Genomic DNA, 15,245 nt, shown 5'->3' with positions numbered 1-15,245 from the left:
TCGCGCGACCCTTCCCTCATCAGTCTGCTGTGTAACAACCTTCTCCCCGAGAGGAGAAGGGATTACCGCACGAGCGCCGACGACACCGGCAGGCTCGATGCGCCCTGAGCGAACGGCTCCGGCTCGTCCCGGATATCGCGGCTCTCGTGCCAGCTGCCATCCTCTGCCGCACTCGGGCTCGTGCTCGTGGCGCCCGGGCCGGTGGCGACCAGCGGCGGCGCGGTCGTCGGCGCATCCTCGATGCGTGGCTCCTCGACCCGGTTGCGCAGCTCGGCGATGGCGCCCTCGACCGGGCGGAAGCTGAAATGGACCTTGTGCGTGCCCGCCGGCACCTGCACCGCGCGGAACAGCACATTCGCCTTGAGGATCTCGACCTCCGTGCCGTCGAGCTCGGCTCGCCACCACGGATGCCAGATATCGTTGAGCACGATGAAGCCGGGCTTGTCGGTCGTGACCGTGATCTCGACCTCGGTGTTCTCGTAGCGCGTCAGCTTGACGTCGGCATTCGACGTCATCGGCCCTTCCGGCACCGCATCGGGCGGCACGGTATCGAGCAGCACGACCTGCTGCGGATCGCTGTCCGGCCATTGCCCGGCTGATTTCATGCCCTCGAAATCGGCGAGCTGCCAGCCGGCGACGAATTGGGCGCGCGGCAGGGCACGGGGGTTCTCGTAGATATAGGCATCGCCGGTGAAGGCGACGAGCTTGAGATCGCCCTCGCGCAGCTTGTGGTCGACCTGGTCGATCGGCACCCGGGTCGCGATGTAGCGCAGGCCGAGCAGGTCGGCGAGGCGGCAGCGATAGGACGGGAAGAGCGGCGGGAACTTGCGCTCGCCCCAGCGCGAGATGCCGTCGCCCGTCCCGACCGCATCGGAGAAGTCGGCGAGCCTGAGCGGGTTATAGCCAAGCGTATGGTCGAAGCCGTGGACCATGCTGGCATTGGGCCATTCGAAGCCCATGCCGAGCAGTTCGACCCTGTCGCGCCGCGGCGAGCCTTCCGGCTGCGCCACCAGCGTCTTCAGGATTCGGATGGTCTCGTTCTTCGTTTCCGGCTGCAGCACATCATACATCTGCGGCGGGAGCGCGGTGGACTCGTTCGGGCCATTGTTCACCCCAAGATCGGCGCCGACGACGCCCGTGACGAGCAGCAGGCCGGCAACCGGGCCGACCGCGTGGCGCCAGCGGGTCAGCGCGACGACGACGAGCGCCGCAGCGACGAACCACAGGGTGGCGGAGAGGCTCGGCCACCAGGCATCCGCGAAATGGCCCTCCGTCACCGCGACGCCAATGGCGAAGGCGAGGAGAGAGGCCAGGACGGCGCCGCCAATGGCGAAGTCGCGCTTCAGCGAGCCGAGGCTCTCCTCGCTCAGCAGCCGGTGCAGCACATAGCCCGAGAGCACTGCGCCGAGCGCGCCGATCAGGAAGGTGGCGTCGGCCGGGCGGCGGAACTGCTTCACCCCCGGCAGGTACTCGTAGATGACGTGGAAGGCCGGCGTGTAGCGTCCGAGCGCGAACAGCACCATGAACACGAAGAGCAACGAGAGCGGCCGCACCGCCTTGTCCCAGAGCCAGCCCCGCGTCAGGCCGGGCACGATCAGCAGCAGGACCGGCAGAGCGCCGACATAGACCTGCGCCATGTTCTGCGACAGATAGACAGACCCGTCCGCGCTATAAGGGCCCCAGAACTCGACATTGGGATCGCGCGCGCCGAACAGGTCGGCGACGAAGGCGGTCAGCAGCGAGAGCGGGTGGAGCGAGCCGCGCACGGCGACGCCGAAGTCGATCTCCGGACGCGTGGTCGCCTCGGCGAAGAGCCAGGTCAGCAGCAGCGGCAGCAGGATCGTGACGAGGCCGGCAATGGCGGCGACGACCGAGGGGACGAAGGTCGTGCGGATCGCCGGCCAGCCGCCCGAGATCCAATGTGCGACGACCATGCCGATGATGACATAGCCGCCGAGCAGCGCGACCTGATCGGGCTCGAGCACCATGAAGCCTGCCGCGAGGCCGGCGAAGATGCCCGAAAGCAGCGAGCCGCGCTGCAGCATCCGCGCCGTCAGCCAGAAGGCGATCGCGAAGAAGGCGAGGCTGGCGATCTGCCCGACATGCTGCACGCGCCAGGCAGCCGAGGCGCCGAAGGCGAAGACGAGCGCGGCGATCAGGCCTCCGGCCGGATGCCAGCCGCGGTCGCGGAAGAACATCAGCATCGCCAGGCCGCCGAAGAGCAGATGCGCTAGCACATAGGCGTCGACCTCGCGGAAGCTCGGCGACGGGCTGATCAGCGCCAGCAGGATCGCAGGCGAGAAGATCAAGGATTGCGGATCGGCCACCTGCGGCGAGCCACCGAAGACATTGTGATTCCAGAAGGGCGATTGGCCGGAATGCAGGGCCTGGGCGAGGAACTGGATCTGCGCCTGGAAATGCGCCTTGGCGTCGAACGGAATCGTCACCGCCCCCGACAGCCAGGGCCAGCACAGGATGCTCCACGCACAAACAAATCCGATGGCCGCCAGCAGGTAGCTGGCGCCCCTTACATCCAAGCGTCTCAAGCGGACCCCCGGGTCCCTCGGCACGGACGGCCCCGGTTTGGGAACCTGTCTCCAGCCCTGTCAGTGACCCGGACAATGGGGATCGCGATATGAACCGAAACTGAATGAGTTCACGTTTCCGTGTTCAGCCTGTGAACAGCCTGAACGCTTCGCAAAGGCTCCCAGCTCAGCGCGCCTGCGCAAGCCAGGCCGCAAGAACATGCCTTTCGGCCTCGGTCATGCCCGTCAGGTTGTTCGGCGGCATGGCATGGGTCATCACCGCCTGCGTCCGGATGGCGCGGGCTTCGGCGGCGATCCGTTCAGGTTCGTGCAGCCAGACGCCCTTGGGCGCGATCTGGAGCCCGGGCCAGGACGGCTCCGGCGCGTGGCACATGGCGCACCGTCCGGTGACGATGTTGCTGACCTCGACGGGCGGCAGGCTCATGCCGGCGAGCAGGACCGGCCTGCCCGGCTCGCGCGGCGACAGGCCAAGCCGCTCGCGCCCGCCCGGCGAGGAGGCCATCGCCACCCAGAAGGCGAGCCAGAGTGCCAGGATCGCCACCGCCCAGGTCCACCAGGGCGATTTGGCATGGTCGGCATGACGGACATTGTAGAAATGCCGGATCAGCGCGCCGGCGATGATGATCAGCGCCACCAGCGCAGGGATCACCGCCGAATTGGCGTAGGTCACCGGGTAGTGGTTCGACAGCATCAGGAACAGCACCGGCAGGGTGATGTAGTTGTTGTGTGTCGAGCGCTGCTTGGCCTGCTTGCCGTATTTCGGATCGGGCTTCTCGCCCGCCGTCAGCGCGGCGATGACCTTGCGCTGGCCGGGCATGATGTTGAAGAACACATTGGCGGTCATGATCGTCGCCATCAGCGCGCCGGTATGGATCAGCGCGCCGCGGCCGGAGAAGACCTGAGAGAACGCCCAGCTCGCCGCAACGACATAGCCGAAGCCGAGCAGGCCGAGGAGGACGTCGTTCTTGCCGAGCGGCGACCTGCACATGAAATCATAGAACAGCCAGCCCACGACGAGCGCCGCGATGCCGATCGCGCCCGCCGCGAAGGGCGAGAGCTGCATCACTGCCGGATCGATCAGATAGAGCTCGGACTGGGCGTAATAGACCCAGACCAGCAGGAAGAAGCCCGAGATCCAGGTCCAGTAGCTCTGCCATTTGTGCCAGGTCAGCTCTTCCGGCATGCGCGCCGGCGCGACCATGTATTTCCGCATCTCGTAGAAGCCGCCGCCATGGACCTGCCAGGCCCGCCCACCCGTCCCCGGCGGGATGTCGTCGGCCGGCCGCAGCGAGGCGTCGAGATGGATGAAGAAGAAGGATGAGCCGATCCAGGCAATCGCCGTGATCACATGCAGCCAGCGCAAAAGCAGGCTGCCCCATTCCCAGAGATAAGCGTCAAGCATCGCGAGCCTCCGGCAGCTTGCCGAAGCCATGGAATTGACAGGGGCGAATCCGGGATGGGACTGTCATGACGCGTCCAGACTAGGGGCTGCCTTTTCGCGAAGGCAAGCGCCGTTCCGGATGCGGCTCCGTCATCCTCGCAAGACCCGGGATCGCCAATGGGACGTCTCTCGACGCATGTGCTCGACACGGTCAGCGGCAGGCCGGCTTCAGGCGTCGCGCTGACGCTCGATCTGCTGGCCCCCGACGGCTCGCGCCGGCGCGTCACCGAGGCCAGGACCAATGCCGATGGCCGCACCGACCAGCCGCTGCTCAGCGGCGATGCGCTCACGCCCGGCACCTATGAGCTCTCCTTCGCCGTCGGCGCCTATTTTCGCGGCCTCGGCACGGAGCTGCCCGAGCCGGCTTTCCTCGACATCGTGCCGATCCGCTTCGGCATCGCCGATCCCGGTGGGCACTACCATGTACCGCTTCTTGCATCGCCCTGGAGCTATTCGACCTACCGCGGCAGTTGAGCGACATTTCCGAGCGGTCGCCACTGCCACATGAATCACTTTGCAAGGGCCTGCGTCACGCCATGACCGACAAGACCTATCCTCGCGATCTCGCCGGCTATGGCCGCACCCCGCCGAACCCGCATTGGCCGGGCAATGCCCGCATCGCCGTGCAATTCGTGATCAACTACGAGGAAGGCGGCGAGAACAACATCCTGCATGGCGACGCCGCCTCCGAGGCCTTCCTCTCCGAGATCGTCGGCGCCGCGCCCTGGCCCGGCCAACGCCACATGAACATGGAGTCGATCTACGAATACGGCTCGCGCGCCGGCTATTGGCGGCTCTGGCGCATGTTCACCGAGCGGAACATGCCGGTCACCGTCTTCGCCGTGGCGAGCGCGCTGGCGCGCTATCCCAAGATCGCCGGTTCGATGCAGGAAGCCGGTTGGGAGATCGCCACTCACGGGCTGAAATGGGTCGACTATCGCAACGTCCCGTCCGAGCAGGAGAGGGCCGACATCGCTGGGGCCATCCGCATCCAGCGCGAGATCACCGGCGAACGGCCGCTCGGCTTCTACCAGGGCAGGACCTCCGAGAACACGACGCCGCTGATGATGGCGGAAGGCGGCTTCCTCTACACCGCCGACGCCTATGCCGACGACCTGCCCTACTGGATCGAGGGATCGAAGGGGCCGCAACTGACCGTGCCCTATACGCTCGATGCCAACGACATGCGCTTCGCCACGCCGCAGGGCTTCAACGCCGGCGACCAGTTCTTCTCCTATCTGAAGGACTCGTTCGACATGCTCTATGCCGAGGGCGAGACCGCACCCAGGATGCTCTCGGTCGGCCTGCACTGCCGGCTCGTCGGCCGGCCGGGCCGCGCCGCCGCCCTGGCGCGCTTCCTCGATTATGTCCGCAGCCATAGCCACGTCTGGGTCGCGACCCGGCTCGACATCGCCCGGCACTGGATCAAGCTTCATCCGCCGGCCGCCGGCTACAGGCCGTCCCGGATCTCCAGGGCACTCTTCGTCGAGGTTTATGGCCGGGTCTGGGAGCATTCGCCCTGGGTGGCCGAGGCGACCTACGACGCCGGCCTGACGGCAGCGGAAGACAGCGCCGAAGGCCTGCACGGGGCGATGGTCAAGGCCATGCGTGCCGCCTCCCACGACCAGCAGCGCACCCTCCTCCTCGCCCATCCCGACCTTGCCGGAAAGCTCGCCGCCGCGAAGGAACTGACGCCTGAGTCGACGGCCGAGCAGGCCTCCGCCGGGCTCGACCGGCTGAGCAGCGACGAGCGCGCCCGTTTCACCGCGCTGAACGAGGCCTACAAGGCCCGCTTCGGCATTCCCTTCATCCTCGCGGTCATGGGGCTGAGCAAGGACGAGATCGTCACCTCCTTCGAGCAGCGCCTGAAAAGCACGCCCGAGCAGGAATTCGAGACCGCCCTGCAGCAAGTGGAGCGGATTGTGCTGCTGCGTCTGAACGACAGCCTACAATCGCAATAACCACTGTCCACAAACCCGAAAACCGGGATTGCGCGCCATTGTCTCCCGTCTTAACGCAGGGTCACGCGACGCCTGCCGACGAGAGATGTCATGGCTCAAGTAGTAATGATGAAGAATGACCGGACAGGTCTCGTGAAGAAGGGCTTTGTCGGCTTCTCCTGGACCTACCTTTTCTTTGGCTTCTGGGTTCCGTTGATCCGCGGCGAACTGACCGTCGCCGCGCTGCATCTGCTCTTTACGATGTTCACCTTCGGCCTGTGGCAGTTCATCGTCGCCTTCCTGTACAACAAGCAGTACACGACGCGCCTGATCGAGCAGGGCTACCGCTTCGCCGATACCGATGCGATGAACATGCTCGCCGCCCAGAGGATCGGCGTCGATCTCTCCGGCCATCTGGTCCGTTCGACCGTGTGAAACGGCCTTGGCGGGCGGGCCAGGATCTTTCTTCTGGAGGTCAGACCCTACAGTCCGCTCACCAGATGCCCGCCATCGACGGCGATCACGGCACCGCTCATGTAGCGCGAGGCCTCCGAGCAAAGCAGCAGGAACGGACCGTCGAGGTCTTCCAGTTTGCCGGCGCGGCGCATCGGAATACGCCGGAGCAGTGACTTGCCGTCATCGCTCGCGAAGAAATCGCGGTTGAGATCGGTGACGATATAGCCGGGCGCCAGCGCGTTGACCCGGATCTTGTGGCGCGCCCATTCCAGCGCCAGCGCCTTGGTCATCTGGATCAGCCCCGCCTTCGACACCGCATAGGGCGCGACACTGGCGGCGACACGCTCGCCCAGGATCGAGGCGATGTTGACGATGGCGCCGCCGCCCTCCTGCCCGGCCATGATCCTCGCCGCCGCCTGAGCCGCGAAGAAGCAGCCCTTCAGGTTGACGTCGAGATGGGCGTCCCAGTCCGCTTCGCCGAGATCGAGAGCTCGGGCCGGCTCGGCAATCCCGGCATTATTGACGAGGATGTCGAGCCCGCCGAGCGCGTCCCTGGCCGCGCTCAGGCCGGCCGCGATCGCTGCGACGGAGCCGACATCGAGCGCCAGCGGCACGACCTTGCCGGGCAGTTCGGCACAGGAATCCGCCAGCGCCTCGAGCCGCTCCATGCGCCGCGCCGCGGCGACGACATGCGCACCCTGCGCCGCCAACACCCTGGTGAAATGCGCGCCGAGCCCTGACGAGGCCCCGGTGACCAGAACGCGCTTGCCCTTCAGATCGGCGAACATGCTTTCCTCGCTTCGTCCAGACGAAGGGACAATGCCACGCCGATGGGGTCAATCCGCGCAAGGTCTCATGCCGCGCCAAGTCTCATGCCGCGCAAGGTCTCATGCCGCCCAAAGGCTCATGCCGCCTCGTCGCGCCGCATCTCCGGCACCATTTGCCCGACGCGCTGCAGATCCGCGATGAAACGCTTGAGCTCGCGCTCCTTGGTCTCCTCGTCAGGCACACGCAGCAGAAAGGAGGGGTGGACGGTGGCGACGAGCGCCGTGCCATCCTCCAGCTTGAGCTCCAGCTCGCGCGCGACCGTGAGCGAGCCGGCCTTGCCGGTCAGAGCCTGCAGCGCCGTCGCGCCCAGCGCGACGACAAGGCGCGGGCGGATGAAAGCCAGTTCCTGCGCCACCCAGAAGCGGCAGGCCCTGACCTCGCCGGCATTCGGCCTCTGGTGGATGCGGCGCTTGCCGCGCTGCTCGAACTTGAAGTGCTTCACCGCATTGGTGACATAGGCGCGCGAGCGGTCGAGGCCGGCTTCCGCCAGCGCCCGGTCGAACAGCTTGCCGGCCGGGCCGACGAAGGGCTTTCCGGCCAGATCCTCCTGATCGCCCGGCTGCTCGCCGACGAAAACCACCGGCGCATCCTGCGGCCCCTCGCCGAAGACCGTTTGCGTGGCGCAGCGATAAAGGCCGCAGCGCTGGCAATCGGCCGCCGCGATCCGCGCCTCGGCGAGCGAGCCGATCTCCTCCGGCAACTCGGCCGACACGGCCGGAGCCCGTCGCGCCATGCGCTCGTGCCGCTCCGGCGGCAATGTTGGGGCTTGCCTGACCATCTCCTGCGTCCTTTTGTCCGCGTCGGCGATCAGGGAGGAAATCAGCCCGGCCTCGGGAAGGTTCCGCCAGTACTTCACCGGCATCTCCGCCTTCATCGCCTTCACCTTCAGCCGGGCCGGATTGAAGATGCTGGCATAATAGGTGCGCCAGCAGGCCTCGACGGCGTCGTCGCCGGGTGCTTCCAGGCGCGACGCTCCGGCGGCGACATGCAACGTCTCGCCGTCCCAGTGCAGCGAGCGGCGCGGCGTCAGGATCGACCAGCGCATCCCCGTGAAGCGCTCGACGAAGAAGGACGCCGCGCGCTCGACGATGTGATGTTCCGGCTCGAACCAGGCGACATATGTCACCGCGCCTTCCTCGTCCGCGACCTCCCGGAAGCGGACGAAGGCCGTCATCTTGTGGATGTCGCGCCGCACCGAGCGCGCCATCGCCTCGGCCCGGTATATGTCGGGATCTGTCACGACCTTCAGCAGGTCGCGCTCCGCCTGCAGGCGCCAGAGCAGCCGATAGAGCAGCGCGAAACGCCCGGGGTCGGAATGGCAGATCACGGATTCTGCCAAGTCCGGAAAGGCGCGCGGCACCGAGACGGCGCGCAGATCCTCACGGTCGCGTCGCGGCATGGCGGCAAAGAGATCGGGGCCCTCGCCCGCCACATGCCAGGCAATGTCCTCCGGAAGGACCCAGCGCTGTGCCAGCGCACGCGCCTGCTCGCGCCAGCCCTCGAAATCGGCGGGATGGGCGAGCCGCGCGACCACCATCAGAACAGCGCCAATTGCTGCGGCTTCGGCATCAGATGCTGCCGCAGCCGATCGCTGTCGAGAAGCGCACCCGGCCGCCAATCCGACGCGACGATGAAGTGCCGGAGCGTGCCGAGCGAGCGCGCCAGCCTGCCGATATCCGCCAGCCGCAAGCGCCGCAGCGGCCGCATCGCGAGGATACGCTCGACGCTGCGCGTTCCAAGGCCTGGCACGCGCAGCAGCGCCTCGCGTGGGGCCCGGTTCACATCGACCGGGAAGCGCTCGCGATGCCGCAGCGCCCAGGCGAGCTTGGGATCGACAGCAAGATCAAGCATCTCGCCGGCATCGCGGTCGAGTATCTCGCCGACCTCGAAACCGTAGAAGCGCGTCAGCCAGTCGGCCTGGTAGAGCCGGTGCTCGCGCATCAGCGGCGGGTCGACCAGCGGCAGTTGCGACGACGAATCCGGGATCGGGCTGAAGGCCGAATAATAGACCCGCCGCAGATCGAAGGCCGCATAGAGCTGCGCGCTGCGCGTCAGGATCGCGGCGTCGCTCGCCCCGTCCGCACCGACGATCATTTGCGTGCTTTGCCCGGCCGGTGAGAAGGCGGGCGCATGCCTGCTCCTGGCGCCCTCTTCCTTGCTCTCCTCGATGCTGAGCTTGAGCTTGCCCATGGCGGCACCGATCTCGCGCGCCCGCTTCTCCGGTGCGAAGCGCTGGAGCGAGGCCTCGCTCGGCAGCTCGACATTCATCGAGACGCGGTCGGCGAAAAGCCCGGCCCGCGCCGTCAGCTCCTGGCTCGCGCCCGGAATGAGCTTGAGATGGATATAGCCACGGAAATCATGGATGCGACGCAGGCTTTCGGCCACCCGCACCAGTTCGCCCATCGTATAATCCGGCGAGCGGATAATCCCTGAGGAGAGGAACAGCCCCTCGATATAATTGCGCTTGTAGAAATTGAGCGTGAGTTCGACGACCTCCTCGACACTGAATCGCGCCCGCCTGACATTGCTCGACGAGCGGTTGATGCAGAACGCGCAATCGAAACTGCAGAAATTCGTCAGCAGGATCTTGAGCAGCGAGATGCAGCGCCCATCCGGCGCGTAGGAATGGCAGATGCCAGAGCCGGTCGTGGAGCCGATGCCCTTGCCGCCGAGCGAATTGCGCTTGGTCGTGTTGCTGGAAGCGCAGGACGCGTCGTATTTCGCGGCGTCGCTCAAGATCTCCAGCTTCTCCTGAACGGTGAGTTGAGCCATCGGCCTTCCAATTTGTTCATGATACGTTCTCATACCATCGCTTTGCCGGCGAGGCCAGCGCCGAGGCCATGACGTTTTGCCGCGCCGGCGTGCCATAGCGGAACTTCGGAACCGCGCCTGGAAGCGGACGTTTCAATTCCGGCATTTCAAGGAGGTTTCACCATGTTCCGAATTCTTCTCGTCCTCGCCGTGCTGGCGATCGGCTACGACGCCGTCGTCCATCAGGGCGTCTACACCCGCAATCTCTGGACGAATCTGGTCAGCTTCACCAATTCCGCCGCCGAGGGGGCAAAGCAGCTCGTCCAGAATGCACGCGAGGAAAATCGCACGCAGAACAATTAGATGGCGCCGATCCGGCCATGTGACGGCCGAATGACGCCGCCTATGCCGAAGGCAGTCTTGCCGGCCGGGGCGCACAGCATTTCGACTGGACAGCCGGAAGTGTTGGCTGGACACTTCCGGCACCGAAACGGATGGGATGCCGCAGCGTGAACGAATCCAGCTTCAAGCCTCAGGCCACGGGCGCAGCCTTTTCAGCCACCTTGGTCGAGCAGCTCAAGGCCGAGATCGTCCGGAAGCTGGCCTATTCGCTCGGCAAGAACCCCACAGTCGCGCAGGCGCATGACTGGCTCACCGCCGGTATTCTCGCCGCGCGCGACCATATCGTCGATGTCTGGCATCGCACCACGCGCGAGAGCTACGAGACCGGCCGCAAGCGCGTCTATTATCTCTCGCTCGAGTTCCTGATCGGCCGTTCCTTTGCCGATGCGCTGAACAATCTCGGCCTGACCGGCCCGATGACGCAGGCCATGCGCGAGCTCGGCGTCGATCTCACCGCCATCGAGACACTGGAACCCGATGCCGCGCTCGGCAATGGCGGCCTCGGCAGGCTGGCCGCCTGCTATATGGAGGCGATGGCCTCCACCGGCGTGCCGGCCCTGGGCTATGGCATCCGCTACGACCACGGCCTGTTTAAGCAGCGCATCGATGGCGGCAAGCAGGTCGAGGTGCCGGAAGACTGGCTCTCCTTCCGCAATCCCTGGGAATTCGAGCGCCGCGAGAGCGCTTACAAGATCGGCTTCGGCGGTACGGTGGTCAGCACCGATACGCCAGGCGAGGTCGTCTGGACGCCGGGCGAGACCGTCTTCGCCGTCGCCTACGATACGCCGATCCTGGGCTGGCGCGGCCACGACGCCACCACGCTCAGGCTCTGGCGGGCGCGGGCGATGCATCCGCTTTCGCTCGACGCCTTCAACCAGGGCGACCTGATCGGCGCCGTCGCCGAGCGCAACCGCGCCGAGGCGATCTCGAAGGTGCTCTATCCGAATGACAGCACGCCGGCCGGACAGGAGCTGCGCCTCCGGCAGGAATATTTCTTCACCTCCGCCTCGCTGCAGGACCTGGTGCGCCGGCATTACCGCCAGTTCGGCACCTTGTCCTCGTTGCCCGACAAGGTCGCGATCCAGCTCAACGACACCCATCCGGCGCTTGCCGTCGCCGAGCTGATGCGCCTCCTGATCGACCAGCACGGGTTGCAATGGGAGGAGGCCTGGCCGCTTACGCAGGGCGCCATCTCCTACACCAACCACACCCTGCTTCCGGAAGCGCTCGAGACCTGGCCGGTCGCGCTGATGGAGCGGCTGCTGCCGCGCCACATGCAGATCATCTTCGGCATCAACGCCCGCTTCCTCGACGGCGTGCGCCGCTCGGCCGGCGGCGAGAATGCCGATCTCTCCAAGCTCTCGATCATCGATGAATCGCATGGGCGGCGCGTGCGCATGGCCCATCTCGCCTTCATCGGCTCGCATACGGTCAACGGCGTCTCGGCGCTGCACTCGGCCCTGATGCAGGAGACGGTCTTCGCCCCGCTCAATGCCGTCTTCCCCGGCCGCATTACCAATGTCACCAATGGCATCACGCCGCGGCGCTGGCTGCTCGGCGCCAATCCCGGCCTGACCCAGCTCATCTCCGATGTCTGCGGTGAGGATATCAGCGACGATATCGAGAAGATCAGGGGGCTCACCTCAAAGGTTGGCGACGCATCCGTGCAGGAGCGCGCCGCCGCCATCCGCCAGGAGAACAAGCGCAGGCTCGCCCAGGTCATCCGCCAGGAGACCGGCGTCGTCGTCGACCCCGCCGCCTTGTTCGACGTCCAGATCAAGCGCATCCACGAGTACAAGCGGCAATTGCTCAACATCCTGGAGACGATCGCCCTCTATGATGCGATGCGCGCCGAGCCCTACCGCGACTGGGCGCCGCGCCTGAAGATTTTCGCCGGCAAGGCCGCCTCGAATTACGGCACCGCGAAGCTGATCATCAACCTGATCAACGACGTCGCCAGCGTCGTGAACAACGACATCACCACGCGCGACAGGCTGAAGGTGGTCTTCCTGCCGAACTACAATGTCAGCCTCGCCGAGGTGATCATCCCGGCAGCCGACCTCTCCGAACAGATCTCGACCGCCGGCATGGAGGCCTCGGGCACCGGCAACATGAAATTCGCGCTCAATGGCGCGATCACGATCGGCACGCTCGACGGCGCCAATATCGAGATCGGCGAGCGTGTCGGCGAAAAGAACATCTTCATCTTCGGCAAGACGGCGGAGCAGGTCGAGGAAGCCCGGCGCAACCCGCGTCCAACCCGCGAGGTCATCGAGGCGACCCCGCATCTCGAGGGTGTGCTCGATGCGGTGGCAGGCGGCTCCTATTCGCCGCGCGATCCGGGCCGCTATGCCGGGCTGATCGACAGCCTGCGCGCCAATGACTGGTTCATGGTGCTCAACGATTTCGAGAGCTACCGGCTGGCGCAACGCCGCGTCGACACGCTCTGGGGCGACCAGGCGAAATGGTGGAAGATTTCGCTGACCAACACCGCCCATTGCGGCTGGTTCAGCGCCGATCGCGCCATCCGCGAATATGCCGAGCGCATCTGGCACGTGCCGGCCGGCTACGCCGCGAAGGGCTGAGCGCCTTGCCGCTAAAACCGGCGCTCGAACCCTGCCCTCTGCCTGACCGCATGGGCGCGACGGCGGTCGAGGGCGGCGTCGAGTTCGCCGTCTTCTCCCGCAATGGCGAGCGGGTGGACCTCTGCCTGTTCGACGAGGCCGGTGAGCGCGAGACCGCGCGGCTGCCGTTGCCCCGACGCAGCGGCGACATCCATCACGGCTTCCTGCCCGGCGCCGGGCCAGGCCTGCGCTATGGCCTGCGCGCCGCTGGTCCGTTCGATCCCCGCCAGGGCCATCGCTTCGATCCGGGCAAGCTGCTGGTCGACCCCTATGCGAAGCGGATCGACCGGCCCTTCCGCTGGGATCCGATCCTGGCGAGCCCGCCCTCGGCCGGCAGCGACAGCGCCCATTTCGTGCCGCGCAGCATCGTGACCGCAGCCGAGGCCGAGTTGACGCGACCCGGCCGAGAAGCTGAACCGGCCTTCGTCTACGAGCTGAACGTCAAATCCTTCACTATGCGCCATCCGGCGATTCCGGAGGGGCTGCGCGGCACGCTCGCAGCGCTCGGCGAGCAGGAGATCATCGATCATCTCCAGCAACTCGGCATCAGCCATGTCGAGCTGATGCCGATCACGGCCTGGATGGACGAGCGCCATTTGCCGCCGCTCGGCCTGAGCAACGCCTGGGGCTACAACCCGCTGAACTTCTTCGCGCCAGATCCGCGGCTTGCGCCCGGGGGTGAGGCCGATCTGCGCGCGCTCTGCGCCCGCTATGCCGAAGCCGGCGTCGCGATCATCCTCGACATCGTCCTCAACCACACCGCCGAGAGCGACGCGTTCGGCGCGACGATCTGCCTGCGGGGCCTCGACAACGCCGTCTATTACCGCCACGCTGCGGACGATCCCGGCCGATTGGTCAACGACACCGGCTGCGGCAACACGCTGGCGCTCGACCGCGTCCCGGTCGTCCAGATGGCGACGGATGCGCTCCGGCACTGGCGCGCCTGCGGTGTCTCCGGCTTCCGTTTCGATCTCGGCACCGTGCTGGGCCGCACCGAGGCGGGCTTCACGCCCGACGCGCCGCTCTTCGGAGCAATGCTTCAGGACCCGGACCTCGCCGGCGCGCTGCTCATCGCCGAGCCCTGGGATATCGGCCCGGGCGGCTATCGGCTCGGCGAATTCCCGGCGCCTTTCGCCGAGTGGAACGGCCGCTACCGCGACGATGTCAGGCGGTTCTGGCGCGGAGACCAGGGCATGGCCGGCGCTCTCGCGACGCGGCTCGCCGGTTCCTCCGACCTCTATGCCGCACGCCATCGCGGCCCACGGGCCAGCGTCAATTTCATCGCCGCCCATGACGGCTTCACCCTCGCCGATCTCGTCAGCTATGCGGGCAAGCACAACGAGGCCAATGGCGAGGGCAACCGCGACGGCGACAATGACGGGCATTCGTGGAATTGCGGCCTCGAAGGACCGACCGGCGACGCCGCGATCAATGCCCGCCGCGCCGCCGACATCCGCGCCCTGCTTGCGACGCTCCTGCTCTCACGGGGCACGCCGATGCTTCAAGCAGGAGACGAACTCGGCCGGACCCAGTTCGGCAACAACAACGCCTACGCCCAGGACAACACGGCCTTCTGGCTCGATTGGGAGCAAGCGGACCAGGGCCTGGTCGCCTATGTCGCGAAGCTGGCGGCACTGCGGCGCGAGAATGGCCTGCTGCGCGCGGATCGCTTCCTGACCGGGCAGGCCGGCGAAGCCGGCGCGCGGCCGGACGTGACCTGGCTGCACCCGGATGGACGGTCCCTGCGCGATAGCGATTGGTACGGGCTCGACACGTTCGGGATGCTGCTCGCCGGGCCGGACGAGGCGATGCTGATTTTGGTCAATCGGTCGCGCCAGGACGCGGAATTCATCCTGCCCGAGCCGGCTAAAGGCGGGGCTTGGCAGCGCCTGCTATCGTCTTCGGAGCCGAAGGCTGGGGGCGAGCGGGTTGTTGGCCGGTTGGGACTTCAAGGTCGTTCCGTCAGCTTGCTGTTGGAGGTCCCCGCAGAAACTTAGAGCTTCGATGAGCAGGCGCGGGAGCCCTTCCTGTCAGGAGAGCGCCGGGAGGGGTGGACTGTCCGAGGCTCTAGCCGTGACCTACTCACAGCTCCCGTCACTGCGAGCGAAGCGAGGCAATCCATGAGGATGTAGAGCTCTACGAATCTGGATTGCTTCGCTGCGCTCGCAATTGTCTCTTTGATTTGTGCGAGGGTGTTGGTGGTCCCCTTGAGCCCTTGAGGGGACGCCGTGGCCCGGAACGGCCATCCCGGGCCACG

11 protein-coding genes are annotated in these 15,245 nt (G+C 66.4%); 6 read left to right on the top strand and 5 right to left on the bottom strand.

The annotated features are described in order from the left end of the window. Positions 1–62 precede the first annotated feature (62 nt). The gene (locus tag EV560_RS23280; protein WP_131858222.1) at positions 63–2,546 is read right to left on the bottom strand and encodes a glycosyltransferase family protein; all 2,484 of its coding nucleotides are present in this window, start codon (positions 2,544–2,546) and stop codon (positions 63–65) included. Positions 2,547–2,712: 166 nt separating this feature from the next. Further along, positions 2,713–3,948, bottom strand: a complete 1,236-nt coding sequence (locus tag EV560_RS23275; protein WP_131858221.1) for a urate hydroxylase PuuD — start codon at positions 3,946–3,948, stop codon at positions 2,713–2,715. A gap of 156 nt (positions 3,949–4,104) precedes the next feature. Here EV560_RS23275 and uraH point away from each other — a divergent pair, with 156 nt between their 5' ends. The 3 genes from uraH (at position 4,105) to EV560_RS23260 (ending at position 6,362) form a co-directional block, all read left to right on the top strand. Continuing rightward, positions 4,105–4,461 (top strand): hydroxyisourate hydrolase, encoded by a 357-nt coding sequence (gene uraH / locus EV560_RS23270; protein WP_131858220.1) that lies wholly within the window; start codon positions 4,105–4,107, stop codon positions 4,459–4,461. A gap of 62 nt (positions 4,462–4,523) precedes the next feature. Beyond that, on the top strand, positions 4,524–5,948 hold the full coding sequence (gene puuE / locus EV560_RS23265; RefSeq protein WP_131858219.1) for an allantoinase PuuE: 1,425 nt from the start codon (positions 4,524–4,526) through the stop codon (positions 5,946–5,948). Positions 5,949–6,038: 90 nt separating this feature from the next. After that, positions 6,039–6,362: a hypothetical protein gene (locus EV560_RS23260; protein WP_131858218.1), complete on the top strand. Its 324-nt coding sequence runs from the start codon at positions 6,039–6,041 to the stop codon at positions 6,360–6,362. A gap of 47 nt (positions 6,363–6,409) precedes the next feature. Here the strand turns inward: EV560_RS23260 and EV560_RS23255 are convergent, their stop codons facing one another. From EV560_RS23255 to EV560_RS23245, 3 genes are all read right to left on the bottom strand, one after another. Further along, positions 6,410–7,171 carry an SDR family NAD(P)-dependent oxidoreductase gene (locus EV560_RS23255; protein ID WP_131858217.1) on the bottom strand — a complete coding sequence of 254 codons (762 nt, stop codon included), beginning with the start codon at positions 7,169–7,171 and terminating at the stop codon, positions 6,410–6,412. Positions 7,172–7,287: 116 nt separating this feature from the next. Further along, positions 7,288–8,748 (bottom strand): UdgX family uracil-DNA binding protein, encoded by a 1,461-nt coding sequence (locus EV560_RS23250; RefSeq protein WP_131858216.1) that lies wholly within the window; start codon positions 8,746–8,748, stop codon positions 7,288–7,290. Beyond that, entirely contained in the window at positions 8,748–9,983 is a 1,236-nt protein-coding gene (locus EV560_RS23245) for a putative DNA modification/repair radical SAM protein (protein WP_131858215.1), read from the bottom strand. The genes EV560_RS23250 and EV560_RS23245 overlap by 1 nt, the downstream gene beginning before the upstream one ends. Positions 9,984–10,145: 162 nt before the next feature. Between EV560_RS23245 and EV560_RS23240 the strand changes: the two genes are divergently transcribed. From EV560_RS23240 to glgX, 3 genes are all read left to right on the top strand, one after another. Then, complete coding sequence (locus tag EV560_RS23240) at positions 10,146–10,325, top strand: hypothetical protein (RefSeq protein WP_131858214.1); 180 nt, start codon at positions 10,146–10,148, stop codon at positions 10,323–10,325. Positions 10,326–10,456: 131 nt separating this feature from the next. Beyond that, positions 10,457–12,949: a glycogen/starch/alpha-glucan phosphorylase gene (locus EV560_RS23235; RefSeq protein WP_131858213.1), complete on the top strand. Its 2,493-nt coding sequence runs from the start codon at positions 10,457–10,459 to the stop codon at positions 12,947–12,949. Positions 12,950–12,999: 50 nt separating this feature from the next. Further along, positions 13,000–14,985: a glycogen debranching protein GlgX gene (gene glgX, locus EV560_RS23230; RefSeq protein WP_131858212.1), complete on the top strand. Its 1,986-nt coding sequence runs from the start codon at positions 13,000–13,002 to the stop codon at positions 14,983–14,985. The last annotated feature ends 260 nt before the right edge of the window (positions 14,986–15,245 follow it).

The organism is Allobosea sp. BK604 (assembly GCF_004341515.1).
GTDB lineage: Bacteria > Pseudomonadota > Alphaproteobacteria > Rhizobiales > Beijerinckiaceae > Allobosea.
The sequence above is the reverse complement of the archived record's forward strand: the minus strand, read 5'-3'. Positions and strand labels throughout refer to the sequence as shown.

Bases quoted from the DNA above. Each gene is read 5' to 3' on its own strand.
- EV560_RS23255 (WP_131858217.1), bottom strand. From the start codon at position 7,171: ATGTTCGCCGATCTGAAGGGCAAGCGCGTTCTGGTCACCGGGGCCTCG.
- EV560_RS23235 (WP_131858213.1), top strand. From the start codon at position 10,457: ATGGGATGCCGCAGCGTGAACGAATCCAGCTTCAAGCCTCAGGCCACG.
- EV560_RS23250 (WP_131858216.1), bottom strand. From the start codon at position 8,748: ATGGTGGTCGCGCGGCTCGCCCATCCCGCCGATTTCGAGGGCTGGCGC.
- EV560_RS23245 (WP_131858215.1), bottom strand. From the start codon at position 9,983: ATGGCTCAACTCACCGTTCAGGAGAAGCTGGAGATCTTGAGCGACGCC.
- uraH (WP_131858220.1), top strand. From the start codon at position 4,105: ATGGGACGTCTCTCGACGCATGTGCTCGACACGGTCAGCGGCAGGCCG.
- EV560_RS23260 (WP_131858218.1), top strand. From the start codon at position 6,039: ATGGCTCAAGTAGTAATGATGAAGAATGACCGGACAGGTCTCGTGAAG.
- EV560_RS23240 (WP_131858214.1), top strand. From the start codon at position 10,146: ATGTTCCGAATTCTTCTCGTCCTCGCCGTGCTGGCGATCGGCTACGAC.
- glgX (WP_131858212.1), top strand. From the start codon at position 13,000: ATGGGCGCGACGGCGGTCGAGGGCGGCGTCGAGTTCGCCGTCTTCTCC.
- EV560_RS23275 (WP_131858221.1), bottom strand. From the start codon at position 3,948: ATGCTTGACGCTTATCTCTGGGAATGGGGCAGCCTGCTTTTGCGCTGG.
- puuE (WP_131858219.1), top strand. From the start codon at position 4,524: ATGACCGACAAGACCTATCCTCGCGATCTCGCCGGCTATGGCCGCACC.